Raw genomic sequence first — 23420 nt, forward strand, 5'->3', positions numbered from 1 at the left:
TCCGCCTCTGGGCAAGCGCGGGGGCGGCGTCGTAGCGTCGCGCCCATGGATCCCGGTGCGACGCTCTCCCTCCTCTCCCCGCTCGACATCGTCGCCCTGCTGCTGCTCGGCGGGGCGTTCCTCGCCGTCGGCTGGCGGATCGAGCATCCGGGGCGGGCGCGGCTCTCGGTCACGGTGATGATGTCCGAGCATCGCCGCGAATGGATGCGCGTCATGCTGGGCCGGGACAACCGGATCTTCGACAGCCAGATCATGGGGATGCTGCGGCAGGGCACCGCCTTCTTCGCCTCCACCTCGCTGATCAGCATCGGCGGGTTGCTGGCCCTGATCGGGAATCCCGCCCCGCTCGAAGGGGTGGCGGAGGGGTTCATCGGCGACGGCACGCCCGAGATCCTCTGGCAGGCCAAGCTCATGCTCGTCCTGCTGTTCCTCGCCCATGCCTTCCTGCGCTTCGTCTGGGCGAACCGTCTCTTCGGCTATTGCGCGGTGCTGATCGCGGCCGTGCCCAACCAGCCGGGGGAGGGGGTCAATCACCGCGCCGTCGTCGCCGGCGAGATCAACGTCCGCGCGGCGATGAACTTCAACCGCGGACTCAGGGCCGTCTACTTCGCGCTGGCCGCGCTGGCCTGGCTGCTGGGCCCGGTCGCGCTGGCCATCGCCACCGCGGCGGTGACCTGGGTGCTGTGGAGCCGCGAGTTCCGGTCCGAGCCGCAGCGCCTGCTGGCCGGGAAGTGAGGAGGCGGCCCCGCCCCCGCGACCCCGGGCCGGCGCCGGATCGTCAGTGGACGATCCTCTCCTCCTTGACGAACATGTTCGCCCAGGCGCGGTCGATCAGTTCCGGGGACATCTGGTTCGGGATGCCCTCGAACTGGCAGATCGCGATCATCTGGTCGATCAGGAAGACCGGCTGGTAATTGGCGAAATTGTTGTCGATGGTCGGGTACTTCACCTTCAGCAGGTGAATCAGCGCCTTCTCGTCCAGCGGCATCTTCTTCTTGCGCGCGACCATGGCGAAGATCTTGAGGAAGTTCTCCTGGTCCGGGCCGTCGATCTTGATCTTGTAGAAGATCCGGCGGAGCGCGGCCTTGTCGAAGATCTCGTTGGGATGGAAGTTGGTCGAGAAGATCACGAGCGTGTCGAAGGGCACCTCGAACTTCTCGCCCGATTGCAGGGCGAGGATGTCGCGGTTCTCTTCCAGCGGGACGATCCAGCGGTTCACGATCTTCTGCGGCGGCTCCTCCTGCCGGCCGAGGTCGTCGATGATGAACACCCCGCCCGAGGATTTGAGCTGCAGCGGCGCCTGGTAGGTCCGCGCGGTCGGGTTGTAGACCAGGTCGAGCATGTCGAGCGACAGCTCGCCCCCGGTGATCACGGTGGGGCGGTCGCAGCGGACGTAGCGCGTGTCGAAGCGGCCCGTGGTCCGGCGCAGGCTGTTCTCGTCCTGCACCTCCTCCTCGGCGGCGGTGTGCACGATCGGGTCGTAGACGGTGATGACCTGGCCGGCATATTCGATGGCGCGGGGAATGTAGATCTTGTCGCCGATCGCGTCGCGGATCCCGTTCGAGATCGACGATTTCCCGTTCCCGGGGGGGCCGTACATCAGGACCGAGCGGCCCGCGCCCACGGCGGGCCCGAGCTGATCCAGCAGCGTCGGCGGCAGGATGAGGTGGCCCATCGCCTGGGTCAGGCGGTCGCGGGTGATGTGGATGTTGCGGATGGACTGCCGCTCCACCTGCTCGCGGTAGACCTCGAGCGGGACCGGCATCGCGCCGAAATATTCCGACTGGGCCAGCGCGTCGAGGGCGCGGTCCTTGCCCTGGTCGGTGAGCTGGTAGCCCATCTCGCCACTGGCGCCGGCGCTCATCGTGCCGGTCGCCTCGAGCAGGCGCTGGCCACGCGCGAGATCGACCAGTTCCTGCACGACGGAGCGCGGCAGGCAGATGGCGGCCGCGATCTCGGGCACTTCCGAAACGTTCTTGCGGAACATCGTCTTGATCAGGATGTCGCGCATCATGACCAGCGGAAGCTTCATCTGCTCGAGCGAACGCGGGGCGGGGGGCGGGGTGACGCCCTCGGCGGAGACCTGCATGTTCATCGGAAAAAGACGGCCCTTCTCGCTGCGACGGGGATTGCGGCTGCGGGGGCAGGGTCGCGCCCGTTTGTGGCCGAAGTGGGATCGGGCGGGGGCTGTTTCGGGCCGCCCGCGCGGAGCCTCGCCTTCAGCCCGTCGCGGCGAGCGCGAGATAGGCGACCAGCGTCATCGCCAGCGGCAGGCCCATCGGAAAGCGCCGGCCGCTGGTCCAGCTGACCCAGCCGGGCGCGAGGCGCGGGCCGACAGTGACCCTGGCGATCAGGTGCAGCGCGTAGCCGAGGGCCGAGGCCGTGGCGAGGATCCAGATCAGCGGCCCGACATCGCCGAGCGCGACATAGGGGGCGGCGGCGGCGATGAACTTGGCATCGCCCGCGCCCATCAGGCGGATGGCGTTCGCCGCCATCCCGGCCAGCAGCATCACGGCGAAATGCAGCCAGCGCCAGCCGTAATCCGGCAGGGGCAGCACGAAGGGGCCGACCAGCAGGAACCCGGCGAGCAGGGCGAGGACTGCCCTGTTCGGGATCTTCATCCGCGACAGGTCCGACCACGCCACCCAGAGCGAGACGGGCAGGGCGACGATCAGCAGCGCCTGCGCGGCCAGGGCGGGCGTGTCCACGCCGGCCGCTCCGTCAGGCGCCCTGGTCGAGGGCGCGCATGGCGCGGACCGCTTCCTCGAAATGCTGCGGATGGGTGTCGATCGCGTCCTGCAGCAGCGAGCGCCCGATGTTCAGGTCGTTCTGCTTGATGGCCGTCAGCGCCATCGTGTAGAGCAGCTGCGCCCGCTCGACCTGGGTCATCGGGATCACCGGCAGGTCGTAGTTGCGCTGGGCGCCGCGGGCCAGGACGAGATTGTTCTTGGCGGTGAACATGTTCGGCTCGTGGCGCAGCGCATCGGCGAAGAAGCGTTCCGCCTCTGCGTAGTTGCCCCGGGTCAGGTTGGAATAGCCCCAGTTGTTCAGCACCCCGGCCGGCGTCGTCGTGAGGCCCAGCGCCGTCTCGTAGAAGCTGTCGGCGCGGCTCCATTCCTCGTTGCTGTCGGCGACCATCGCCTCGAAGCGGTAGCGGTCGAAGGTCTCGACCGTGGGCGGGATCGCGTCGAGCACGCTCTCGGCCCGGTCCCAGCTGTTGTTGCGGATCAGCGCGCCGGCATAGGCCACGCGGTCCTCCTCGGTCGCGGCGGGCAGGGCGACGAGCTGGGTGTAGGCGGCGACCGCCTCGGGGATGCGGCCGGCGCGCACCAGGCTCTGCGCCAGGCCCCGGCGCAGGTCCACGCGTTCGGGATTGGCGTCGGAGGCGCGCTGGAAGTAGCTCACCGCCTCGCCGGGATCGGCGACGGTCATCATCACGTCGTTGAGGTTGGTCTCGTCGATGACGTTGATATCGTCGAGCGCACGCGCGACTTCGGCGTCACCGCCACGGTCGCCGCAGGCCGCCAGCGCGACGAGCGCGGGCAGCAGAAAGATCGGGTGGCGCATCGGATGCGTCCTTGTCCTGCCAGTGCCTCAGGGCGCGTTCAGGATCAGGAAATCGCCTTGCCCGCGCCGGATCAGTTGAAACTCTGCGTTTTCTTCCTCGTCACCATAGCCGGTCGCATCGAGCCTGGCGAGCGCGAGGCGCAGGTTGTCGCGGATCTCGTCGGAATCGCCGTTATCCGTGGCATAAGCGCGACGGAACATCTCGGACGCCTCGCCGGTGCGGCCCTGTTCCATCAGGATCACGCCGAGATTGTTCCAGGCCGGCGGAAAGTCGGGATCCTCCTCGACAGCCTGCCGGAGCAGCCGTTCCGCCTGGCCGAGCCGGCCGAGCCGCAGGTTGGCCGAGCCGAGGGCAGAGAGCGTGTCGATCGTCAGCCCCTGCTGGCCGGCCGCGCGGGTATAGGCCTGCAGCGCCAGCTCGTACTCGCCCGCTTCCATCAGGCGATGCCCGACGGTCAGGCCGTCGACATCCATTTCGCCCGCCACGCCGGGGGCGAAGAGGCCCTCGCCCCCGTCCCCCGCGCCGGAACAGGCGGAAAGGGCGAGGGCGAGGATCGTCAGAAGGGGAAAGGGCCGCATCGTCCGCCGGTCTGGTCAGGGTCCGGGCGGGGCCGGTGCCTAGTTCAGACCCGTCGCCTCCGCCGCACCGCCGCCCCCGAGGGTGGTATAGATCTCGAAGATCGACGGTCCGATCAGGATGATGAGGAGCGGCGGCACCGTCAACATCATCGTGGCGAGAGTCATCTTCGTCGGCAGCGTGTTGGCCTTCTCCTCGGCCCGCATCACCCGCTTGTCCCGCATCTCCGAGCTGAAGACCCGCAGCGCGTCGGCGATCGAGGTGCCGAATTGCTGCGACTGGATGAGCACGGTCACGAAGGACGAGATGTCGGCCACGCCGCAGCGTTCGGACATGTCGCGCAGGACGCTGACCTTGTCCTTGCCGGCCTTCATCTCGTAGCTGACCAACTCGTATTCGTCGGCGAGGTCGGGAAAGCCCGAGCGCAGCTCCTTGCTGACCCGGATGATCGCCTGGTCGAGCGACTGGCCCGCCTCGACGCAGACCAGCATCATGTCGAGCGAGTCCGGGAAGCCGTTGACGATGGCCTCCTGACGGGTCTGCTGGCGCTTCGTCACCCAGTATTTCGGTACCATGTAGCCGACCACGCCCGGTCCCAGCGCATAGAGCATGAGGTTCGTGGTCGAGGGGTCCCCCGTCGCCGAGGCGTAGATCGCGTAGCTGGCGCCCAGGATCAGGCCGCCGATCCCCAGCGCGAACTGCGCGAAATGGTAGATCCGCACCGCGTTCTTGCTGCGGTACCCCGCCTGCAGCAGCTTGAGCCGGACCGCGCCGTATTCCTTGTCGTCCTTCGGCTCGAGGAAGCCGGCATACTTGTCCAGCTTCTCGCCGCCGTCGGAGGCCTGGCGCAGCGACTTGCTCTTGCCGCCTTCCGTCTGGTCCCCCGCGGGGCCCTGGCCGCGCTTCAGCCGGTCGAGCGGATCCTCCTGCTTCCTCAGCAGGACGGGCAGGGTCAGCAGGATCAGCAGCAGGCCCAGAAAGCCGACCGCGATCAGCGGGCCGAAGGGACCGAGCAGGTCGGTCAGCAGAACTTGCATCCTGTCGAGCATCGTCGCGGGTCCTTCCTCAGACCTTGATGTTCACGAGGCTCCGCATGACGAAGATGTTCGCCACGAGGAAGCCGCCCACGACGAGGCAGGCCGGCACGAACACGGCCGTGTCCTTCACGTCGTCGTAATAGCCCGGCTCCATCACGTTGATCGCGACGAGCGCGAGCAGGGGGAAGCCGGAAAGGAACTTGCCGGACCACTTGGCCTCGGCGGTGATCGCCTTCACCCGGCGGAACAGGCGGAACCGGGCGCGGATCACCTTGGCGAGGCCGTCGAGGATCTCGGCCAGGTTGCCGCCGGCCTGCTGCTGGATGTTCACGGCCACCGCGAGGAAGCGCATGTCCTGCATGTCGATCCGCTCGGCCATGAACTTCAGCGCCTCGCCCATGTCGCGGCCATAGGCCGCCTCGTCCGCGATCACGCCCATCTCGGTGCCGAGCGGGTCGGGCACCTCCTTGGCGACGATCTGGATGGCGGAGGAGAAGGGGTGGCCGACGCGGAGGGAGCGGACCATCAGCTCCACCGCCTCGGGGAGCTGCTCCTCGATCATCGAGATGCGCTTGGTCGCGAGGCGGTTCACCCAGACATAGACCCCGCCGATGCCCATCACCACGGCCACGGCGGCGCGGATCGGCAGCGACGCGGTCGTCCCGAAGGTCAGCCCGGCGAAGGCGACGCCGGCCAGAACCCCCATGACCATGATCAGCTGACTGGGCGTGAAGGCGATGTTCGCCTTCTGCGCCTTCTCGGCCAGCATGGAATAGAGCGGGATGCTCCGCGACTTCATGTGCTGGCTCATCTCCTTGCGGAGCTGGTCCAGCACCTGTTCGCGGCCCGTCCCCTTCTCGAGCATCTCGAGCCGGCGGTTCACCCGGGAATTGAGGCTGATCGACTTGCCGAAGGCGACCAGGTAGAGGCCGTTCACCAGCACGATGACGGCCACGAAGATCAGGCCGTAGATGATCGGTTCGGCTGAGATTACCATGCGGGTCTATCCCTTGAAGGGCTCGAAGATCGAGGGCGGCAGATCGTAGCCCCAGAGCCGGAAGCGTTCCGAGTAGTGCGACCGCACGCCGGTCGCCGTGAAATGGCCGATGATCTTGTTGTCGGGCGTCAGGCCGACGCGCTGAAAGCGGAACACCTCCTGCATCGAGATCACCTCGCCCTCCATCCCGGTGATCTCGGTGATCGAGGTCATGCGGCGCGAGCCGTCCTGCAGGCGGCTCGCCTGCACGATCAGGTTGACGGCCGAGGCAATCTGGCTGCGCACCGCCTTCATCGGCATCTCGATCCCGGCCATGGCGATCATGTTCTCGAGCCGGCTCACGCCGTCGCGGGCGGAGTTGGCGTGGATCGTGGTCATCGACCCGTCATGGCCCGTGTTCATCGCCTGGAGCATGTCGATCACCTCCTCGCCGCGCGTCTCGCCGACGATGATCCGGTCAGGCCGCATCCGCAGGGCGTTCTTGAGGCAATCGCGCGGCGTCACCGCGCCCTTCCCCTCGACGTTCGGGGGGCGGCTCTCCATCCGCCCGACATGGGTCTGCTGGAGCTGGAGTTCCGCGGTATCCTCGATCGTCAGGATGCGCTCGGAATTGTCGATGAAGGACGACAGGGCGTTGAGCGTGGTCGTCTTGCCCGAGCCGGTCCCGCCCGAGACGATCACGTTCAGCCGGGTTGAGACGGCGGCTTGCAGATATGCGGCCATCTCTTCGGTGAAGGCGCCGTATCGCACGAGGTCGTCGATGCCGAGCTTGTCCTTCTTGAACTTCCGGATCGAGACGAGCGAGCCATCGACCGCGATCGGGGGCACCATCGCGTTGAACCGGCTGCCATCGGCGAGGCGGGCGTCGACATAGGGGTTGGATTCGTCGACACGCCGGCCCACCGCGGACACGATCTTGTCGATGATCCGCATCAGGTGGCGTTCGTCCTTGAAGGTGATGTCCGACAGCTGAAGCTTGCCGTTGCGCTCGACGAAGATCTGCTGCGGCCCGTTCACCAGGATGTCCGAGACCGTGTCGTCCTTGAGCAGCGCCTCGAGCGGGCCCAGGCCCTTCACCTCGTCGTAGAGATCCTGGTTCAGCGCGTGCCGTTCCTCGCGGTTGAGGACGACGCCCATCTCCTCGAGCGATTCCTGCGCGATGGCCTGGATCTCGGCCTTGAGGTCCTGTTCCGCCGCCTTCTCGAGCGCGGAGAGGTTCAGGTTCTCGAGCAGCGCCTTGTGCAGCTCGAGCTTTATCTCGGCCAGCCGCTCCTTGCGCTTCTTCTCCTTGTCGACCGGCGCGGCGGTGGCCGCGGCCCGGGCGGGCGGGGCCTTCTGCGCGGCCGGTTTCGGGGCGGGCACGGCGCGGGCCTGCGGCGCCGATGCCGGGGCAGGGGCCTCAGCCGGCCGCGGGGTCGCGGCGGTCGCCGCGTCGGGTTTCTTGAACTTCGAGAACATCGGGTTCCGTCCTTTCCGCCTCAGCGCCGCTTGCGTTTCCTGGTCTGCGCTGCGTCGGCGCCGACGTTGATCTCGTGGATCGAGTGCGCGAGTTTCGCGATCTCCTTGCGCAGGGCCGCCTTGGGCTGGGCCAGCGCGAGCGGCCGGCCCTGGTCGGCGGCGGCCGCCACCGGCTTGCCGCCATCGGGCATCTGCACCTCGATCGAGATGCCGAGCGATTCCGCCAGACGCTTGACCCGGCTCTTGCCGTTGAGGTCGGTGAAGCCCGGCGCCCGGTTCAGGACGAAGCGGAACTTGTCGAAGGGCAGATCCTCGGCCTGGAAGGCGCGCTTGATCCGCAGCGTGTTCTGCGCCGATCGCATGTCGAGCTCGAGCGTGGCGAGGTAGACATGGGCCGCGTACAGCACCGTCTCGGTCCATTCCACGGTGGTGGAGGGCATGTCGATCACGACGTAGTCGAAATTCGTCCGCGCCATCTCGAGGATGCGCTCGACCTCGGCCGGTCCGACGAGGTCGAGCGGGACGAGGTCGGCGGGCGCCGTCAGCACCTGCAGCCTCTGCTCGTAGGTCAGCAGCGCCTGCATGAAGGCCTCGCTGTCCATCGCCTCGGTCTCGGTCAGGAGCTCGAGCACCGCCTCGCGGCGGGGCAGGTCCAGATAGGTCGCGACCGCGCCGTTCTGCAGGTCGAGATCGAGCAGCGCGACGCGCGGCGGCTCGTCCTTGTCCGCATTGGCCAGTTCCCAGGCGAGATTGACGGCGAGCATCGTCGCTCCGGTCCCGCCGGCGAGACCGTGGACCGGGATGATGACGCCCGAGCGGTCGCCGGTGGCCGTGATCGTGGTGCGATGCTCCTCGGCGACGACATCCTCGACCGGGGGGCGGCGCAGGCGCTCGACCGCGCGGTTCAGTTCGCCCTCGGGCAGGGGGTAGGGGACGAATTCATCCCCGCCTTCGCGCAACAGCTGATGCAGCGAGCCCGGCGAGACATCCTCCGTGATGAGCACCACCTTGATGCCGCGCCCCTTGGCGGCGGCCACGATGTCGATGACGAGGCCGAGATCCCCCTCGTCCTCGGCGTCGAGCGCAATGGCGACGAATTCCAGGCTGGAGGCATCCTCCTGCCCGAGAAAGGCGAGCGCGTCGGCGAAGCTGAGATCGCCCCAGCTCTCGCCCATCAGCGCTTCCATGTCCTCGATCAGAAGGTCGAAGTTCTGCACGTCGCGGCTGATCGTGCAGGCGACGATCGGCGCCGGGTCCGGCTGCAGGGCGGCAGTGCTGCTCATACGCGTCGTTCCTTCATCCCACCCCGGGGCGCCACGGGCCGCGCGTCGCGCGAACCCGGCGCTGGCCCCCGACCGATTCGGTCAGATGGTCGAGGGGGACATTCCCGGTTTCACTCACCTTCGTCGTCAAAGGTGACGGGAATTGGGCTGAAAGAGCGTAATTGTTAGGGCGGAGCGAACGATCGGCGGCGGGGGCGGCCGTTGTCGCCCCAGCCGCGGATCCGGCACGGAACGGCTACTGGTCCGTGGCGACCTCGCTGCCCTGGATGCCGGTGAGGGTCTGCTGCGTGCCGGCGCTGGCGACGTAGTCGCGGAAGATCACCTCGGCGTATTGCCCGTTGAGGCAGCAATGCGTGCCGCCGCCCTCGTAGAAGCCGGCGACCTCGGTCACGGTGCGCCGGTTGGCGCGCTCGCGCGCCTCGGTGGGCACCACGGGCCGGGTCTCGCCATAGGAGACGAGCGCCTCGAGGCGCCCGCGATCGACGCCCCGCCCGACGAGATAGGCCACGACGGCATTCGCCCGCCGCAGGCCCAGATTGTAGTTGTAGCCGTTCGAGCCGACCCCGTCGGTATGCCCGTAGACCGAGAAGCGCAGCTCGGGGAACTGGCGGATCCAGTCCGCCTGACGGGAGAGGACGGCCTGCGCCTCTGGCCCCAGGGCGGCGCTGTTGAAGTCGAAGGTCACCGTGCTGTCGATCTCGGCCGCGAACCGCTGGCCGAGCGCGATGCGCGCCGCCGCCGGGTCGGTCTGGGCAAGGTAGTTCTCGATCACCGCGGTGCCGAATGGGGAGGTGGTCTGCACCGATCCCGCCTCGCGGTCGAAGCTGGCCGGAGCCTGCGCGCAGGCCGCGAGCCCGCCAAGGGCCAAGGTAAGAATGCCGAGAGTCTTCATTGCCTTGCGCCCCGTTGCTGAACCGCGCCTGCGTGATGTGTCAGTCGAGCACGTAGCCGTAGCTGCCCGAGAAGTCCTGCCGGGCCACTTCGCCCGCGCCGCCGGCCTGCGGCGCGTCGTCCGACGAGACGCGTCCGAACAGGAACAGGTCGCGCTCGGAGGGCGGGCGGACGCGGTCCGTCGGCAGGGCCAGCGTGTCGCCGCGCACCGGGCTGACCAGATGGGCGGTGATGATGATCACCAGTTCGGTCTGGTTGCGTTCGTATTCGGCCGAGCGGAACAGCGCGCCCAGGACCGGCACGTCGCCGAGCCACGGCACCTGGCCGTTGATGTCGCGGAAATCGTCGCTCAGCAGGCCGGCGATCGCGAAGCTCTCGCCGTCGCGCATCTCGACGGTGGTGGAGGTCTCGCGCCGGCGGAAGGCGTCGATCTGGAAGCCGTTGATGTTGATGCCGTTCGTCGGGTCGATGGACGAGACGGCGGCCTCGAGCTCGATATTGATGAGATCCCCCGCCACGACCCGCGGCGTGAAGTTGAGCTCGACGCCGAAGGGCTTGAACTCGACGGTGATGTTGCCGCCCTCCTGGCTGATCGGCACGGGATATTCGCCGCCCGCCAGGAACCGCGCCTCCTGCCCCGACAGGGCGGTGAGGTTCGGCTCGGCCAGGGTGCGGACCACGCCGCGGCTCTCCAGCGCCTCGAGCAGGATGCCGACCTCGACGCCGCCGGCATTGAAGCCGAACAGGATCGCGCCGTTGTTCTGGGTGGCGGCCGGGATGTTGCCGGCGAAGCCGTTGGCCAGGCCCCCCTGGCTGCCGAGCGTATTGGTGCCGCCGGTCAGCCCCAGATCGCCGCCGAGCGCGGTGCCGCCGAGCCCCAGCGAGGTGGAGAGCGACTTCGCGACCGAGCGCTGCATCTCGGCGAAGCGCACGCGCAGCATGACCTGCTGCTGGCCGCCGACGCTCATCAGGTTCGAGACGCGGTCGGGGGCGTAGCGGTTGGCCAGTTCCAGCGCCGCGTCGAGCGCCGTGATCGAGCTGACGGTGCCGCTGAGGACGATGCCGTCATTGGCGGTGCGCACCTCGACATGCTCGTTCGGCAGCACCTGGGCGAGGCGCTCGCGGAATTCGGCGATGTCGGGCGTGACCTGGACCTCGACGTTCGCGATCAGTCCGCCATCGGCGCCCAGGATCGTCATCGTCGTGCGACCCGGCTCCTTGCCGAGGAGGTAGATCGTCCGGTCGGTCAGGGACGAGATGTCGGCAATGCCGGGATTGGCGATCGAGATCTCGGCAAAGGGGATGTCGCTCTCGACCACGACGGCGCGGTTCATCGGAACCTGCAGCGGCCGGTTGGGCGAGCCCGCGAGGATCTGCAGCGTCTCGGCCGCCGCCGGGGCAGCCGGAACGGCGAGCCCGAGCGCGAGACCGGCCAGGGCCGCCCTCAGAAACTTGTCGATTGTCATGTGACCTGCCTCTCGATCACGAAAATGTCCGGGTCTTTGCGCCCGCGATTGGGCCGACCCTGACGAGCGGGTCGTATTAATGCAAGAATCCCCTTCCCCTACGGCTATGCGTTGTGGGACTGCCGCAACATAGGGATCGGCCCGAACGCCGGCGGGGCGCCCCGCTACAGGGCGCCCCGCCGGCCATCTCGCCCGGTCGGCGCCGGGTCAGTTGCAGGGGATCGGAATGTCCACCACCTCGGATCCGCGACGGACCCGCGTGGTGCAGACTTCCGGCATGTCGGGCGCCTCCTCGACGACCGGCGCCTGTTCCACGATCCCGAGGAGAGAGCGCTGGTCCACCTCGATCGCGGAGGCGATGGTCTCGTCCCGCTGGCCGATCAGCGACAGGGCCAGCGACCCGGTCGCCTGCGCCTGCCTCAACTGAGCAACCTGTTGAGGCGTTACCTCGACCGTGACGGTATCGGCGAGGGAGACTTCGCGCGTCGTGTCCGAGGACTGGTCGACCGCAATGATCGGAAGGGACGTCTCGATAAGCTTCGTCACCTCGGAGGTGCTGTTGCCCGGCGGGCGGCCGGTCCAGTAGACGTCGACCCGGTTGCCGGTCCGCAAATGGCCCGACACGCCCGATGTCGCGTTCACGGAAATGGCGAATGCCCGCATGCCGGGCGAGAGACGCGTCTCGATCCCCGCATCGACGCCGGGCTCGGTCACGCGCGAGGCGAGGACGGGCTCGTTCGCCCACATCGGCTGCGTCACGGCGCGCAGGACGTCGGTGCCGCGGGGGAAAAGCTCTTCCTCGGTGCGGAAGATGCCGGCGGGCAGGAACGGCTCGGCATATTGCACGAGCTTCACGTCCTCCGGCGTGATCTCCTCGCCATAGGCGATGTCCCGGGCGAGGGCGTAGACCTCGACCGTGGGCACGCGCTGGGCCGCCTGGGCCCGCTGCTGGGCGAGGGCCAGTTCCTGTTGCGCGAAATGGCCCTGGACCATGTAGACGGCGAAGCCGGCCAGTCCCAGTCCGATGAGGAGGACAAGTCCGAATACTGCTCGCATCGTTGTGCCTATCTGCCTGTTTCTAGTCGAAGTTGACGGCTTGAATGTCAGCAGAGGAAAGCGTCGCGCCAACGCTGTCAGCCGGATCCGTTGCGCCTTGGGCGATTAGTCCAACAATCAGGATTCCAAATCCGAAAATGCCGGCCGTCAGGACGACCCAATCGACAGTGACTGCACCATCCTCTCGTGAGTGAAAGTCGCGCAGGAAGGAAAAAATGGTGCAATCCATATCCAGACGCCTTTTGCATTTATTTTGCCGTAACCGTTGTCGGTCCCCGGCGCGATATCCAATCAAGCGGAGCAGTAAGAGAATTACCGGAACAGCAGAATCCGCAATAATCGCCTGTTCTTGTACCTATAGGGCCGCGGGATCCGCGGCCCTATAGAGAGGCGGCTGTGCTCGTAGCTCAGAGACCGGAGGGGCTCGTGATGTCAGCGTTTGTCAGTTCGGTCTGGATCTCGCCGGCCAGATCGGTCGCGCCGCTGCGGACGGACGCCAGGACGGCGATGCCGAGGCCGACGATGGCGGCGGTCAGCACGACCCAGTCGACGGTCACGGCGCCGTCTTCGTCACGGGCGAAGGTGTTGATGAATTTGGTCATGAGGGTCACTCCTAGGGTTTTCTCTTCGGTTTCCAGACATCCCGCCGGATCATTTCGAGCCTCTCTCACCTTGCCCGATCCCCGTCTTGGATGAGCCCTTATGCCCGTCGGATTGGGGCGCGAATGGGACCGCAATCGTGAATTTTGTAGTCCGGCAGAAATATCGGCAATCCCGCAAGCCAATGCATATATTGAATAAAACCCTACAGGGCGGGCTAAGGTTCGGCGCCCGTGACCGATTTGGCGCGCCCGCGGCCCCTGATTCCCGGCCCCGCTGGTCCGGCGGGGCGGGCCGTGCCAGCCTCGCGGCAAAACGGGGCGCAGGCCCGATGACATGCCGAGGCAGGCAGACATGACCAGACGATCAGGACGCGCGGTCCTCGCGGCCGCGCTGACGCTCGTACCCGGCCCGGTGCTGGCCGAGGACGGGCGGCTTCAGCCGAACTTCACCTTTCGCAGCGTGATGGCGCCGGGCGCGACGAGCGGTCCGCGGATCACCGTGCAGATCGACCCGGACGCGCCCTCGGCGATCCGGGCGGGGGATTCGAACTTCCGGGGCGGGGCGATCAACACGCCGGCAGAGCCGGCGGCGATGCCCGTCGCCGCCCCCGGTCCCGCGCCCGCGGGCCGTCGCGCCGCCTACGACTGGTTCTGGGGGCTCGTCTCGCCCGCGATCGGCGATACGGGCCCGGGCCGGCTCGACGCCGCCCTCCGCGCGCTGGGACAGGCCCCGGACGGGGGCGAGGTGCGCGCGCCGCGCCTGCAGGCCATGCAGGAGCTCGCGGCCGCTCACGGGCCCACGATCCTGATGGAGACGGTGGGCACGCGGGTCTCGCCGGCGCTGGTCCTGGCCGTGATCTCCATCGAATCCGGCGGGCGGGCCAGCGCCGAAAGCCCGGCCGGCGCACTCGGGCTGATGCAGCTGATGCCCGCCACGGCCGAGCGGTTCGGCGTCACCGACCGGGCGAGCCCGGCCCAGTCGATCCGCGGCGGGGTCGCCTATCTCGACTGGCTGCTGGAGCATTTCGACGGCGATCCGGTCCTCGCGCTCGCGGGCTACAATGCGGGGGAGGGGGCGGTCCGCAGCAATGACGGCGTGCCGCCCTATGCCGAGACGCGGGATTACGTGCCCAAGGTGCTGGCCGCCTTCGCCGTGGCGCGGGGCCTGTGCCGCACCCCGCCCGTCCTCATCTCGGACGGCTGCGTCTTCGTCGGCAGCACGTGAGGCTCCGCCTCAGCGCGAGATGAACAGCCGGGCATGCTCGGGGTTTCGGCGGGCCCAGGCCGCGACGAAGGGGCAGAGCGGGACGATCCGGTAGCCCTTCTCCTGCGCGTCGGCGACCAGCGCCCGCACCAGCGTGCTGGCGAGGCCGCGCCCCTCCAGCGCTTCGGGCACGCCGGTATGGTCGGCGATGGCCATCTCGTCGGACGCGAAGGAGAGCGTCAGCTCGGCGTCGCCCTCCTCCGTCTCGATCCAGAACCGGCCCCTGGGGCCCGAGCGGCTCTGACGGACCTGCGGCGCCTCAGACAATCGTCGCCTCCGTCGCATCGCGCATCTGCTGTTCGCTGACGCCGTCCGCGAGTTCGACGATGCGCAGGCCGCCCTCGACCACGTCGAGGACGCCCAGATTGGTGATGATGCGGTCGACCACGCCGGCCCCCGTCAGCGGCAGGGTGCAGGATCGCAGGACCTTGCTCTCGCCGGCCTTGTTCTGGTGATCCATCACCACGATCACGCGGCCGACCCCGGCGACGAGGTCCATCGCCCCGCCCATGCCCTTCACCAGCTTGCCCGGGATCATCCAGTTCGCCAGATCGCCGTTCTCGGCCACCTCCATCGCGCCGAGGATGGCGGCGGCGATCTTTCCGCCCCGGATCATCCCGAAGGAGGTGGCGCTGTCGAAATACGCGGTCTTGGGCAGTTCGGTGATGGTCTGCTTGCCGGCATTGATGAGATCGGCATCCTCTTCCCCCTCGTAGGGAAAGGGGCCCATTCCCAGCATCCCGTTCTCGGATTGCAGGGTGATGTCCTTGTCGCCGGTATAATTCGCCACGAGCGTCGGAATCCCGATGCCGAGATTGACGTACATCCCGTCCTCGAGCTCCTGAGCGGCGCGCTGCGCCATCTGGTCACGGGTCCAGGGCATGTCTCAGACCTCCTCGCCGGCGGCGGCCGCCGCCTGGTCGGTGCGGGCGCGCGTCGTGCGCTGTTCGATCCGCTTCTCGTGCCGGCCCTGGATCAGCCGGTGCACGTAGATGCCGGGCAGGTGGACGTGGTCGGGATCGAGGCTGCCGACGGGCACGATCTCCTCGACCTCCATCACGCAGACCCGGCCGCACATCGCCGCGGGCGGGTTGAAGTTGCGGGCCGTCTTGCGGAAGACCGCGTTGCCGGTCTCGTCCGCCTTCCAGGCCTTCACGATGGACAGGTCGGCGAAGATCCCGCGCTCGAGGATGTAGTCCTCCTCCCGGCCGTCGGGGCCGGCGAAGCGCTTCACCTCCTTGCCCTCGGCGATCACGGTGCCGGCGCCGGTGCGGGTGTAGAAGCCGGGGATGCCGGCCCCGCCCGCGCGCATCCGCTCGGCCAGCGTGCCCTGAGGGTTGAACTCCAGCTCCAACTCCCCGCCGAGATACTGGCGCATGAACTCCTTGTTCTCCCCCACATAGGAGGACATCATCTTGCGGATCTGGCGGGTATCCAGCAGCTTGCCCAGGCCGAAGCCGTCGACGCCGGCATTATTCGAGGCCACGGTCAGGTCCCTGACCCCGCTCTCGACGATGGCGTCGATCAGCAGTTCGGGGATTCCGCACAGACCGAAGCCGCCGGCGGCGATCAGCATTCCGTCCGACAGCAGGCCGTCCAGGGCCTCCGCCGCCGAGCCGTAAACCTTCTGCATCTCGCCCTCCGTCCTGATCCGCCGATGTTGTCGCGGGAAGGGCGGGGCGTGTCAACGCGGGGGGGCAGGGCGGCTTTCGTCGTGATCCCCCCGAAACGCGAAGGGCCCCTCCGCCCGGGAAAAGCGGAGAGGCCCCGATGTTCCCGGTCCGGCATCCCGAGGGACGGATGCCGGGCCGGAAGAAGCGCCGATCAGTAGCTGTAGACGACGGAGACGCCGAGGGTGTTGTCGGTGTCCTCGAAGCCCGGCTGCGGGTCGGTGTGGTACTCGGTCAGCAGCGAGGTCCGGAGCGACAGGCTGTCGGTCATCGACATGGACACGGCCAGGTCGTTGAATACGACCGTGTCGGTGTCCGAATAGATGATGTCCGTGTCGTTGGTCAGGATCATCGTCGGCGACAGGCGCTGGCTGTAGTTCGAACCGATGCCGATCGCCGGCTCGTCGAAGCTGTCGTCGGTCAGCGGATCGAGCGCCGTGTCGAAGTTGAACTCGGCGTAGCGGTAGCCGACGCCGGCCTGCACGTCCCACTGCGTCTGCTCGGTCGCGATCACGCGGTAGCCGGCGCCGAAGGACAGGAAGGTGTCGCTCTGGAAGGACGAGAACTCGTCGAACGAACCCTGCAGGCGGGCGAAACCGTAGAGCCGCGGGTTGATGTCGCGGGTGTACTGCAGCGCGTAGACGAGGCTCTCGTCCGTCGTCGTGCCGTCCTCTTCACCGTAGCTGTAGTTCAACTGCAGCTCGATGCCGTTCGGCCCGAACAGGTAGTTGAGGTCGGTGCCGATGCCGAGGTCGTAGGCATCGGTGTTGCCGTCCTGCAGGTTGGCGCGCAGCGCGAACGAGCCGGACAGGCCCTGCGGCAGGCCGGTATTGCCGAACCGGTCGAGGTCGCGCTCGGCATCGTCCTCGATCGCGTCGATCAGGTCTTCGTTCTGCTGGTCGGCGTCGAGAGCGCCGGTCGCCCCGATGCCCTGCTGCGCATAGGCGGCGGTGCCGGCGGAAAGCAGAGCGACGGCAGCGGCCGTGCCGAGAATGGTCGTCTTTTTCATGTCTTGCCCCTCGGAGTGGGATGGATGGGATGCAGCGTCCGCGACAGTTCCGTCACGGCTCGAGGGGAAAAGTGGGGCGGACGGTCAAAAGGTCCAGCCGCGCGCGCCCGCCCGGCGGAGGCGTCTTCGTTATGCAACAATCACGATAGGCTGATGGCTCTGGATCGCTGTAATCCTTGAATAATCTCGGGCGTCGGCCGTGTTTGGCCGACGCCCGGGATGAAACTCTTACCCGCCCCTTGAAACGCCGGGGATCATCCCCAAAGGGCCGGTCAGCCTTCGCCGGCATCCTTCGCGGCATCGGGTTTCGCGCTCTTTCCGGCGGTCTTCCCGGTGCCCGCGCTCTTCCCGGCCGGGGCCTTCTTCGCCGTGGTCTTCCCGGCCGTGGTCTCCTTTTTCGTCGTCTTCTTCGCCGCGGTCTTGGTCGTCTTCTTAACCGCTGCCTTCTTCGTCGGCTTCTTGCCCGACTTCTTGGCCTTCTCGGCGATCAGTTCGAGCGCCATGTCCTCGTTCACGTCCTCGGGCGCGGTGCCCTTGGGGATCGTGGCGTTGACCTTCTCCCACTTGATGTAGGGGCCGTAGCGGCCCTCGAGGATCTGCATCGCGCCGCCCTCGGGATGCTCGCCCAGGTCCTTGAGCACCTTGGCCGCCGCGCGCGCGCCGCCCCGGCGGGCCGCCTTCGTGGCCAGTTCCTCCACCGCGCGGTTCATGCCGATGGTGAAGACGTCCTCGACATCCTTGAGGTTTGCGTAGGTCTTCTTCCCGTCCTCGCGGTCATGGGCGACGAAGGGCCCGTAGCGGCCGATCCCGGCCGAGATCATCATCCCGTCCTCGGGATGGGGGCCGATCTCGCGCGGCAGGTTCAGCAGCATCAGCGCCTTCTCGAGGTCGATGTCGGAGGGCGACCAGCCCTTGGGCAGCGAGGCACGAGGGGGCTTCGGCGCCTCCTCCGTGGGCTCGCCGCGCTGGACGTAGGGGCCGAACCGGCCGTCGCGCAGCGTGATCTTCTCTCCCTGGTCCTCGCCCAGGATCTTGCCGTCCGGACCGATCCCCGTGCCCTCCTCGGCCATGCCGGGGGGGCCGAAGGGCCGGGTGTAGCGGCATTCGGGATAGTTCGAGCAGCCGATGAAGGCGCCGCCCGAACGGGCGGTCCGCATCGACAGCCGCCCCGCGCCGCAATTGGGGCAGAGCCGCGGGTCGGTCCCGTCGGGGGTCGGCGGGAAGAGATGCGGCTCCAGCACCTCGTTGATCTTGTCGAGAACCTCGGTGATCCGCAGCTCGCTCGTCTCGGCGATGGCGGCCGAGAAGTCGCGCCAGAACCGGGCGAGCAGCTGCTTGTAGTCGCTCTCCCCCGCCGAGACGCGGTCGAGATCCTCCTCGAGGTCGGCGGTGAAGTCGTAATCGACGTAGCGCTTGAAGTAGTTCGACAGGAACGCCGTCACGAGCCGGCCCTTGTCCTGCGCGATCAGCCGGTTCTTGTCCTTCTGGACGTAACCGCGATCCTGGATCGTGGTCACGATCGAGGCATAGGTGGAGGGGCGGCCGATGCCGAGCTCCTCCATCTTCTTGACCAGCGTCGCCTCGGTGTAGCGCGGCGGCGGCTGGGTGTGGTGCTGCAGCGCCAGCGTGCCCTCGTCCTTCGACAGGATGGCGTGGGGGTTGCCCGAGCCGTCGGTCTCGACCAGCGCATCCGCGCCGTCGCCCTTCTCGGCCGCCTTGGCAAAGGCCTCGGCCAGCGATCCCTTGCCTTGCGCGGCGACCTCGCCCTCCTCGATGCGCGGCAGGATGGCGTCGTCGTCCTCGCCCGAGGGCTCGTCCCGGCCCTCGACATAGATCGCGATGAAGCCGTCGAAGACGATCCGCTGGCCGGTCGCCCGCAGGCCGACCTGTCCGTCGGCGCTGGCGATCTCGACCGTCGTGCGCTCCAGCTTCGCGGCCTCCATCTGGCTGGCGAGCGTGCGCTTCCAGATCAGGTCGTAGATCTTCCGCTGGTCGGCCTCGGCGATGCGCAGCCTTTCGGTGGCGAGGGACATGTCCGTCGGCCGGATGCATTCATGTGCTTCCTGCGCGTTCTTGGCCTTGTTCTTGTACATGCGCGGGGATTTGGGCAGGTACGCCTCGCCGAAACGGTCCCGGATCGCGTCGCGAGCGGACATCACCGCCTCGGGCGCCATGTCGATCCCGTCGGTCCGCATGTAGGTGATCAGCCCCGCCTCGTAGAGGCGCTGGGCCGCGCTCATCGTCGCCTTGGCGCCCATGCCGAACTTGCGGGACGCCTCCTGCTGGAGGGTCGAGGTCATGAAGGGCGGGGCGGGATTGCGCGTGCCGGGCTTGGCCTCGACGGACTTCACCTTCAGCTCGCGCGAGGTGACGGCCTGGACCGCCATGTCGGCATCCGTCCGGGTCTTCAGGTCGTGCCGCTCCAGCCGCTTGCCGCCGAGCGTGGTCAGCCGCGCCTCGAACGTATCCCCGCGCGGGGTCGCCAGCAGCGCCTTCACGCTCCAGTATTCGACGGGGCGGAAGGCCTCGATCTCCATCTCGCGCTCGACGATGAGCCGCAGGCAGACCGACTGCACGCGACCCGCCGATTTCGCGCCCGGCAACTTGCGCCAGAGCACGGGGGACAGGTTGAAGCCGACGAGATAGTCGAGCGCGCGGCGGGCGAGATAGGCCTCGACCAGCGGGGCGTCGACCTGGCGCGGGGCGGCCATCGCCTTCTCGACCGCGGACTTGGTGATCGCGTTGAAGGTGACCCGCTTGACGTCGGTGTCCTTCCGGATGGCGCGCCGCTTCGTCAGCGCCTCCTGCAGGTGCCACGAGATCGCCTCGCCCTCGCGGTCGGGGTCGGTGGCGAGGATCAGGGCATTGTCGTCCTTCAGCGCCTCGGCGATGGCGCGGACATGCTTCTGGCTGTCCGAGGCCACCTCCCACTTCATCTCGAAATCATGCTCCGGATCGACCGATCCGTCCTTGGGCGGCAGGTCGCGGACATGCCCGTAGGAGGCGAGGACGGTATAGCCCGGGCCCAGATACTTGTTGATTGTCTTTGCCTTGGCAGGCGATTCGACGACGACGACGGGCATGGGGACCTTCGGGGATGCGGGCGGAAGTGGGGCCCGGGCCGGGGGGCGGCCCGAATGGCTGCGGACCATGTGAGGTCTGCCGCGCGATTGTCAATCACCCCCCTCGGCCGTCCCGCGCCCCGGTCGCGGAAAGGACGAGGGGGCGGCGGCGCCCCGATGCCCCCTCAATCGGCGCGGGCGATCAGGCCGCCGGGACGGCGCGCGATCCGGCCCTCCAGCTCGAGGTCGGTCAGGGCGGGGGTGACCGCGCTCGCCTCGGCGGCGAGATCGCGGATCAGCTGGTCCTCCGCCACCGGGGAGGGGCCGAGCCGGTCGAGGATGCGCCGGTGCAGCTGCGCGATCTCGCGCAGCGGCCGACCCGGGGCGGGCTCCGGCCCGCCGCCGGGCGCGGGGCCGGGGACCGGCGCCGGGCCACGGACCGCCCGGGGCTGCGGGACCGCGCCGGTGCCCGGTCGCGGCGCGGAGGACGGCGCCGGTCCCGGCGCCGGTCCCAGGGCCTCGATCACGTCCTCGGCATGACGGACGAGGATTGCCCCGTCGCGGATCAACGCGTTCGCCCCGCCGGCGCGGGCGTCGAACGGGTGGCCCGGAACGGCCAGCACCTCGCGCCCCTGGTCCAGCGCCGTCCGCGCGGTGATGAGCGAGCCGGACCGCGCGGCCGCCTCGACCACCACCACGGCGCGGGCGATCCCCGAGATCAGCCGGTTGCGCGCGGGGAAGTGCCGTGCCTGCGGCGTGGTTCCGATCGGCTGGTCGGAGAGCAGCAGTCCGGCGGCGCCGATGCGCCGGGCGAGATCCGCGTTCTCGGGCGGGTAGACGATGTCGACGCCCCCCGCCATCACCGCCAGCGTCCCCCCGGGGCCGGACAGGGCGGCCTCGTGCGCGGCGGCGTCGATCCCCCGGGCGAGGCCCGAGACGACGCACCAGCCCGCGGCCGAGAGCTGGGCGGCCAGCCGCGTCGCCATCCGCAGCCCGAGGGAAGAGGCGTTGCGCGCCCCCACGATGCCGATTGCCGGACGGTCTACGGGCAGGGGCCCGCGAAGCCAGACCAGTGGCGGGGCGTCGGGCAGCTCGCGCAGCCCGGGCGGGTAGCCCGCCTCGTCCCGTCCGACGAGGCGGGCGCCGATCCGCGCGCCGCGATCCAGCTCGGCCCGGGCGAGGTCGGCGGTGCAGGGGGCGTAATCCCTCACCCCCGCCGCCGCGGCGATGCGCGGCAGCGCGTCGAGACCGGCGGCGGCCGACCCCTCCTCCTCCATCAGGCGCCAGAAGGTCGTCGGCCCGACCCGGCGAGAGCGCAGAAGGCGCAGCCAGTCCAGCCGCTCGCCCTCGGTCAGGGGGAGGCCGGCCGCCTGCTGGTCCGTTCCGGGCGCGCAGGCCCTGTCCATCGTCGTCATGCGGCCCCCCGGCAGCTGTCGGCCCATCCTCGCGCGGTCAGGGTTAAGGCGGCGTTAAGACCGGCGGCGGAAAAAGGGCGGCCGGGATCATCGAGCGATCGCACGGCTCCGGCGCGCAGGCCCGGTCGGCACCGCTCGTCCGGCCGCCAGCCAGGGCAGCCCGGGCCATTCGACACGGCAGACGCGGATCATGGGGGAGGGCGGGCCGGGTTCGGCCCCGGGACGGCCCGGCGGCACTTCCGACGCCGGGGTTCCGGGGCCGGGCGCGTGGCGCCCGGACAGGAGACAGCGCGCGCAGCGTGCGCGGCGCCCGGACAAGAGACACCCGGCGAAGCATGCCCTGCGCCCGGTATGGCCCCGGCCGGGGCGGAGATCACTGGAATGCGAACCCGTATCGGGTGCAGCGGACCGGCCGGTGACGGGACCAAAGCTTCCTGGTGGGTGGGAGTGGGGGGTGAGTCGGAAGGAGGGAGACCCCTCGTATCCGGCCCGCGCCCCCGGGCCCGGCCCGCTGCGAGTCCGGTTCTACCGGATCATTGGTTAAACAGCGGTAAACGATGCCGGAACTTCATTCGGACCCGCCCGCCTGCGCGCCGCCCACCGTCAGACCGCCGATCATCAGCGTCGGCTGCCCGACCCCGACCGGCACCCATTGCCCGGCCTTGCCGCAATTGCCGATCCCGGGATCGAGCGCGAGGTCGTTGCCGATCCCGCGGATCTTCATCAGCGCGGTCGCTCCGTCGCCGATCAGCGTCGCGCCCTTGATCGCCTCTCCCCTGACGCCGTTGCGGACACGGTAGGCCTCGGTGCAGGAGAAGACGAACTTGCCGCTCGTGATGTCGACCTGGCCGCCGCCGAAGCCGACGGCGTGGATCCCGTCCTTCAGGTCCGCCACGATGTCCGCCGGATCGTCCGGCCCCGCCAGCATGTAGGTATTCGTCATCCGCGGCATCGGGATATGGGCGAAGCTCTCGCGCCGCCCGTTGCCGGTCGGGGTCACCCCCATCAGCCGCGCGTTCTGGCGGTCCTGCATGTAGCCCACCAGGCGGCCGTCCTCGATGAGGACGTTCTTTCCCGACGGCGTGCCCTCGTCGTCGATGGTGAGCGAGCCGCGCCGGTCGGGGATCGTGCCGTCGTCGAGGACGGTCACGCCCCCGGCGGCGACCTGCTGGCCCATCAGCCCGGCGAATGCGGAGGAGCCCTTGCGGTTGAAATCCCCTTCCAGCCCGTGACCCACCGCCTCGTGCAGCAGGATGCCGGGCCAGCCGGGTCCGAGGACGACATCCATCACCCCCGCGGGGGCGGGCACGGCTGTCAGGTTCACCGCGGCGATGCGCGTCGCCTCGTCGACGAGGGCCTTCCACGTCTCGGGCTGCATCAGCCCCGACAGGCCGTGGCGGCCCCCGCTTCCGGCGGTCCCGCTCTCGCGCCGGCCGTCCTGCTCGAGGATCACGCTGACATTCATCCGCGCCATCGGCCGCACGTCGGTGTAGAGATCGCCCTCGGGCCGGAGGATCGCCACCTCCTGGTGACTGGCGGCGAGGCTGGCGGTGACCTGCACGACGCGGGAATCGGCGGCGCGGGCATAGGCGTCGATCTCGCGCAGGGTCTCGACCTTCACGCCGAAGGCGGCGCCGGAGACGGGATCGAGATCGGCATAGAGCCGGCGGTTGGTGCGCGGCGGAGGAGGGGCCATCGTGCCGCCGCCATCCCCGACGGCCAGCCGCGCCGTCTCGACCGCGCGGCGCAGCGCATGCTCGTCCAGCGTGGTCGAATGGGCGTAGCCCGCCGTCTCGCCCCGGACGGCGCGCAGGCCGAACCCCTCCGACGCGTCGAAGCTGGCCGTGCGCAGCCGCCCGTCGTCGAAGGCCAGCACCTCCGAGGCGCGCCGTTCCAGGAAGAGTTCGCCGTCATCGGCACCGGCCACCGCCTCGCGCAGCAGGGCGAGGGCGCGGTCCTCGTCCAGCTGGTCCTCGAAGGGGCGGAAGGGGGCGGGGGCGTTGGTCGTGCCGTGCGTCATGGGGAAGCCTCGACTTGGAACGGGCCGGCCGCGGATGCGGCCGATC

22 protein-coding genes are annotated in these 23420 nt (G+C 68.9%); 2 read left to right on the forward strand and 20 right to left on the reverse strand.

All coding sequences use genetic code 11. The features are described 5' to 3' along the window. Positions 1–45: 45 nt before the first annotated feature. Entirely contained in the window at positions 46–735 is a 690-nt protein-coding gene (locus BUE30_RS14325; protein ID WP_073332401.1) for a DUF599 domain-containing protein, read from the forward strand. A 43-nt stretch (positions 736–778) separates the two neighbouring features. Here BUE30_RS14325 and BUE30_RS14330 read toward each other — a convergent pair whose 3' ends face one another. From BUE30_RS14330 to BUE30_RS14390, 13 genes are all read right to left on the reverse strand, one after another. After that, positions 779–2095 (reverse strand): ATPase, encoded by a 1317-nt coding sequence (locus BUE30_RS14330; RefSeq protein ID WP_073332404.1) that lies wholly within the window; start codon positions 2093–2095, stop codon positions 779–781. A 124-nt stretch (positions 2096–2219) separates the two neighbouring features. Next, the gene (locus BUE30_RS14335) at positions 2220–2708 is read right to left on the reverse strand and encodes an A24 family peptidase (RefSeq protein ID WP_073332408.1); all 489 of its coding nucleotides are present in this window, start codon (positions 2706–2708) and stop codon (positions 2220–2222) included. A gap of 13 nt (positions 2709–2721) precedes the next feature. Then, positions 2722–3567 carry a tetratricopeptide repeat protein gene (locus BUE30_RS14340; protein WP_073332412.1) on the reverse strand — a complete coding sequence of 282 codons (846 nt, stop codon included), beginning with the start codon at positions 3565–3567 and terminating at the stop codon, positions 2722–2724. A gap of 27 nt (positions 3568–3594) precedes the next feature. Next, a complete protein-coding gene (locus BUE30_RS14345; RefSeq protein ID WP_073332416.1) occupies positions 3595–4146 on the reverse strand; it encodes a tetratricopeptide repeat protein in 552 nt (183 codons plus the stop codon). Between the two features lie 39 nt (positions 4147–4185). Further along, positions 4186–5193 (reverse strand): type II secretion system F family protein, encoded by a 1008-nt coding sequence (locus BUE30_RS14350; RefSeq protein ID WP_073332421.1) that lies wholly within the window; start codon positions 5191–5193, stop codon positions 4186–4188. A 16-nt stretch (positions 5194–5209) separates the two neighbouring features. Further along, entirely contained in the window at positions 5210–6178 is a 969-nt protein-coding gene (locus BUE30_RS14355) for a type II secretion system F family protein (protein WP_170865653.1), read from the reverse strand. A gap of 6 nt (positions 6179–6184) precedes the next feature. Continuing rightward, positions 6185–7636: a TadA family conjugal transfer-associated ATPase gene (locus tag BUE30_RS14360; RefSeq protein ID WP_073332424.1), complete on the reverse strand. Its 1452-nt coding sequence runs from the start codon at positions 7634–7636 to the stop codon at positions 6185–6187. Positions 7637–7656: 20 nt separating this feature from the next. After that, positions 7657–8919 carry a CpaE/TadZ family protein gene (locus BUE30_RS14365; RefSeq protein ID WP_073332427.1) on the reverse strand — a complete coding sequence of 421 codons (1263 nt, stop codon included), beginning with the start codon at positions 8917–8919 and terminating at the stop codon, positions 7657–7659. A 235-nt stretch (positions 8920–9154) separates the two neighbouring features. Further along, a complete protein-coding gene (locus tag BUE30_RS14370; protein WP_073332429.1) occupies positions 9155–9811 on the reverse strand; it encodes an OmpA family protein in 657 nt (218 codons plus the stop codon). Positions 9812–9851: 40 nt separating this feature from the next. Then, on the reverse strand, positions 9852–11276 hold the full coding sequence (locus tag BUE30_RS14375; protein WP_073332431.1) for a type II and III secretion system protein family protein: 1425 nt from the start codon (positions 11274–11276) through the stop codon (positions 9852–9854). A gap of 207 nt (positions 11277–11483) precedes the next feature. After that, positions 11484–12332 carry a Flp pilus assembly protein CpaB gene (gene cpaB, locus BUE30_RS14380; RefSeq protein WP_073332435.1) on the reverse strand — a complete coding sequence of 283 codons (849 nt, stop codon included), beginning with the start codon at positions 12330–12332 and terminating at the stop codon, positions 11484–11486. A 22-nt stretch (positions 12333–12354) separates the two neighbouring features. After that, positions 12355–12561 (reverse strand): hypothetical protein, encoded by a 207-nt coding sequence (locus BUE30_RS14385; RefSeq protein ID WP_083601401.1) that lies wholly within the window; start codon positions 12559–12561, stop codon positions 12355–12357. Positions 12562–12739: 178 nt separating this feature from the next. Continuing rightward, positions 12740–12934 carry a Flp family type IVb pilin gene (locus BUE30_RS14390; RefSeq protein ID WP_073333007.1) on the reverse strand — a complete coding sequence of 65 codons (195 nt, stop codon included), beginning with the start codon at positions 12932–12934 and terminating at the stop codon, positions 12740–12742. 352 nt (positions 12935–13286) lie between these two features. Here BUE30_RS14390 and BUE30_RS14395 point away from each other — a divergent pair, with 352 nt between their 5' ends. Further along, positions 13287–14159, forward strand: coding sequence for a lytic transglycosylase domain-containing protein (locus BUE30_RS14395; protein ID WP_073332440.1), 873 nt, complete (start codon positions 13287–13289; stop codon positions 14157–14159). 9 nt (positions 14160–14168) lie between these two features. Here BUE30_RS14395 and BUE30_RS14400 read toward each other — a convergent pair whose 3' ends face one another. The 7 genes from BUE30_RS14400 to tldD all read right to left on the reverse strand — a co-directional run bounded on the left by BUE30_RS14400 (position 14169) and on the right by tldD (position 23374). Next, positions 14169–14465 carry a GNAT family N-acetyltransferase gene (locus BUE30_RS14400; protein ID WP_244526373.1) on the reverse strand — a complete coding sequence of 99 codons (297 nt, stop codon included), beginning with the start codon at positions 14463–14465 and terminating at the stop codon, positions 14169–14171. After that, positions 14458–15081: a 3-oxoacid CoA-transferase subunit B gene (locus BUE30_RS14405; protein ID WP_073332450.1), complete on the reverse strand. Its 624-nt coding sequence runs from the start codon at positions 15079–15081 to the stop codon at positions 14458–14460. The genes BUE30_RS14400 and BUE30_RS14405 overlap by 8 nt, the downstream gene beginning before the upstream one ends. Positions 15082–15084: 3 nt before the next feature. Beyond that, complete coding sequence (locus BUE30_RS14410; RefSeq protein ID WP_073332454.1) at positions 15085–15831, reverse strand: CoA transferase subunit A; 747 nt, start codon at positions 15829–15831, stop codon at positions 15085–15087. A gap of 191 nt (positions 15832–16022) precedes the next feature. Next, positions 16023–16877 (reverse strand): DUF481 domain-containing protein, encoded by an 855-nt coding sequence (locus BUE30_RS14415; protein WP_073332458.1) that lies wholly within the window; start codon positions 16875–16877, stop codon positions 16023–16025. Positions 16878–17149: 272 nt separating this feature from the next. Beyond that, positions 17150–19960 carry a type I DNA topoisomerase gene (gene topA, locus BUE30_RS14420; protein ID WP_073332463.1) on the reverse strand — a complete coding sequence of 937 codons (2811 nt, stop codon included), beginning with the start codon at positions 19958–19960 and terminating at the stop codon, positions 17150–17152. 164 nt (positions 19961–20124) lie between these two features. Further along, the gene (gene dprA / locus BUE30_RS14425; protein ID WP_073333013.1) at positions 20125–21345 is read right to left on the reverse strand and encodes a DNA-processing protein DprA; all 1221 of its coding nucleotides are present in this window, start codon (positions 21343–21345) and stop codon (positions 20125–20127) included. Between the two features lie 577 nt (positions 21346–21922). Next, positions 21923–23374: a metalloprotease TldD gene (tldD, locus tag BUE30_RS14430; RefSeq protein ID WP_073332468.1), complete on the reverse strand. Its 1452-nt coding sequence runs from the start codon at positions 23372–23374 to the stop codon at positions 21923–21925. Positions 23375–23420 lie beyond the last annotated feature (46 nt).

It is taken from the genome of Wenxinia saemankumensis, assembly GCF_900141735.1.
Taxonomy (GTDB): domain Bacteria; phylum Pseudomonadota; class Alphaproteobacteria; order Rhodobacterales; family Rhodobacteraceae; genus Wenxinia; species Wenxinia saemankumensis.